We start from the raw sequence: 2,503 nt of genomic DNA on the forward strand, positions 1-2,503 counted from the left end.
GGTTTAACAGAAACTCAGGAACTGGCAAAAAATGCGGTGCCCAATAACCGAAAAATCAATGGGAAACCGTTGGGGGAAGATGTGACCCTGAATGCACAAGATGTACAGGGTGAACCGCGTTTTAACATGACGATAGATCTAACCGGGTTGAGTACTGATCGTTATTATCCGGTATGGTGGCAGTTTCCATCGAATAATGGAGCAAATTCGTGGTTAACAATTCATCGCTGGTATGCTGAAGACAGAGAAAAAGACCTATTTAGTAAAGGTGAATTTCATATTGCTGGGTTGTTATTGCAGATTGAAGGAGGGGATTATCTGTGGGGAGGTGATGCCCAGTACCTGAATATTAAACGGATTCATCAGAGATACCGTAAGACCGTTAAAAATATTTGTCATGGCATGATGAGTATTGCAAGGCCAATTGATGGTAAATATCCCCTTTATGAAAAGGTTAAGCCCGGAGATATTGTTTATTGCAAAAGATTCAGTGGTTGTTATTTACGGGGTGGATTAACTTACCATGCCACCAGTAATTTTTCCGATATTCATTATTCTCGTAAAGATGATGAAGTGGAGCTCTCTAGTGCTTTAGAGCCTCAGAATAATTTTGAAATGAAATGGGCTGTGAAATCCTATGCCATTGATGACCCCCTATTAGGAAAAGATTACGATGATTCTGTCCTGCCTTATGCTCATGATTATGTAGAAACTATTAATTTGGCAAAAAATTCCGTACCAAAATCAGCGATAGTACAAGAATCAGGAAACTCAGCTGAACAAATAATGAGTCAAAAAGCAGTCACTGATGCGTTAGCCAAATCAGTATCCATAGATTTACTATACCCTGTTGGAATTGTTTTATGGTTTGCACAAAATAAAAATCCCAACAATCTATTTCCCGGGACAACATGGAAGTATATTGGTGAAAATAGAACAGTTCGCTTGGCTGCTAGTAATGGATCAAATGTGTTATCGGCAGGTGGTAATGATACTAAGCAGCTAACTATAAAACATATTCCAAAACATAGTCACTATTTTAGTGGGAATACAAATAGTACTGGAGGACATAATCATAACCGTGGGAATATGAACATTACTGGTTATCTACCAAGTGTTATTGCTCATGGAAGTGATATTTTTGGAGGTGCTTTTGCTAGAAATGGCCAGAGTAAACCTGGTGTAGAATATACAGATAGATGGACAAACCTTACCACATTTGATGCATCCCGGACTTGGACTGGAAACACATCATGGAATGGAGAACATGTACATAATGTTAGTGGTAATACATCTGAAACTGGTAGTGGTGAAGGATTTGATGTTATTAATGCCTATATTATGTTAATGGGTTGGTACCGAACAAATTAGTTCATTCATGATAGCCTTAGCTTGAAAGCTAAGGCCTAACTTTTTTCAGCCAAGTACGAATGAATATCCTCCACAAAGCTAACTTTATTTGAATGATAATTGTACGTTTTCTATTTTCTATATCTAATTTCGTCAATGTATACTCTCTTTCCCCGATCGATGAATTTATCGATTGGGCAGAAGGATGAATTACTGGAGGGATAATTCCTTTCAATGTAATTACACCTTGTTCTTTGAAAAATTTCCATTCATCGGCAACAAATCTAACAGGTTGTAAATAATGATATAATTTCTTGGCTGCGGATAGATTTAAAACATATCCAAAAGCACATGCGGCATCAATTACATTGACTATATTATAGTTTTCTATCAATGGTTTTTTAAATGATTCGAAATATTCATTAGTATTATTTAATAAAAAAACATAAGGTTTTGAACTTAATAACAAGGGATGATTATCTAAACACGACAATATAGTAATTAAACTTTCATCAAAAAGTACATCATCTTCTAATACTAAAGCAACAGGTATACTGCTATCGAGCATTCTCTTATACACTTTTATATGGCTCATTGAACAACCAACTTCACCAAGAGTGAGGGCTAAATCATCAAAATCAGGGCATGAATTTATCAGCTGCTCATTGGTTAATTCTTTTCCGTATACTGCTGTTATGAACTCAGCACTAAGATTCACTTTTTGCAACTGCTCTTGCATTGATTTTCTGCGTTCTATATCTTTTTCTAAATTGATGACAAAAATCTTCATAGGACACCATGTTGAATTTTATTTGATGTGACATACTAACACAGATTATTCTAAATAAAACAGTCAGATAATTTCCAGCTCCACAATTTTTCACAATGGAAAGTCTCCTCTGTTAGATGTTGTTGACATTTTATAAGGAATAATTGAATAACATGATAATTTGGTATCATTTTCGCTAAAAAAATAACCAGACATTTTATGCTGAGAACTGGTGTTAGGAGATACACGACGGAATAAACTATCTGCATTTATGTAACATACTGATGTGTAGAATATATTTCTAAACATTCTAAGTTTCAGACTGAAAATTTAAGATACCTACAAATAGAAAATCATAAATAAATTTTATGTTTATAGCTTTCC

General features: G+C 34.9%; 2 protein-coding genes. One reads left to right on the forward strand and one right to left on the reverse strand.

Annotated elements, in window-relative coordinates; all coding sequences use genetic code 11:
- On the forward strand, positions 1-1,371 hold a 1,371-nt coding region (locus AAC147_RS18460; RefSeq protein ID WP_052189642.1), incomplete at its 5' end, for a phage baseplate protein.
- Between the two features lie 28 nt (positions 1,372-1,399).
- On the opposite strand, the gene AAC147_RS18465 is transcribed toward AAC147_RS18460, so the two are convergent.
- Entirely contained in the window at positions 1,400-2,140 is a 741-nt protein-coding gene (locus AAC147_RS18465; protein ID WP_047683600.1) for a glycosyltransferase family 25 protein, read from the reverse strand.
- Positions 2,141-2,503 lie beyond the last annotated feature (363 nt).

This window comes from Xenorhabdus sp. NBAII XenSa04 (assembly GCF_963866145.1).
Taxonomy (GTDB): Bacteria; Pseudomonadota; Gammaproteobacteria; order Enterobacterales; family Enterobacteriaceae; genus Xenorhabdus; species Xenorhabdus indica.

Bases quoted from the DNA above. Each gene is read 5' to 3' on its own strand.
- AAC147_RS18465 (WP_047683600.1), bottom strand. From the start codon at position 2,140: ATGAAGATTTTTGTCATCAATTTAGAAAAAGATATAGAACGCAGAAAA.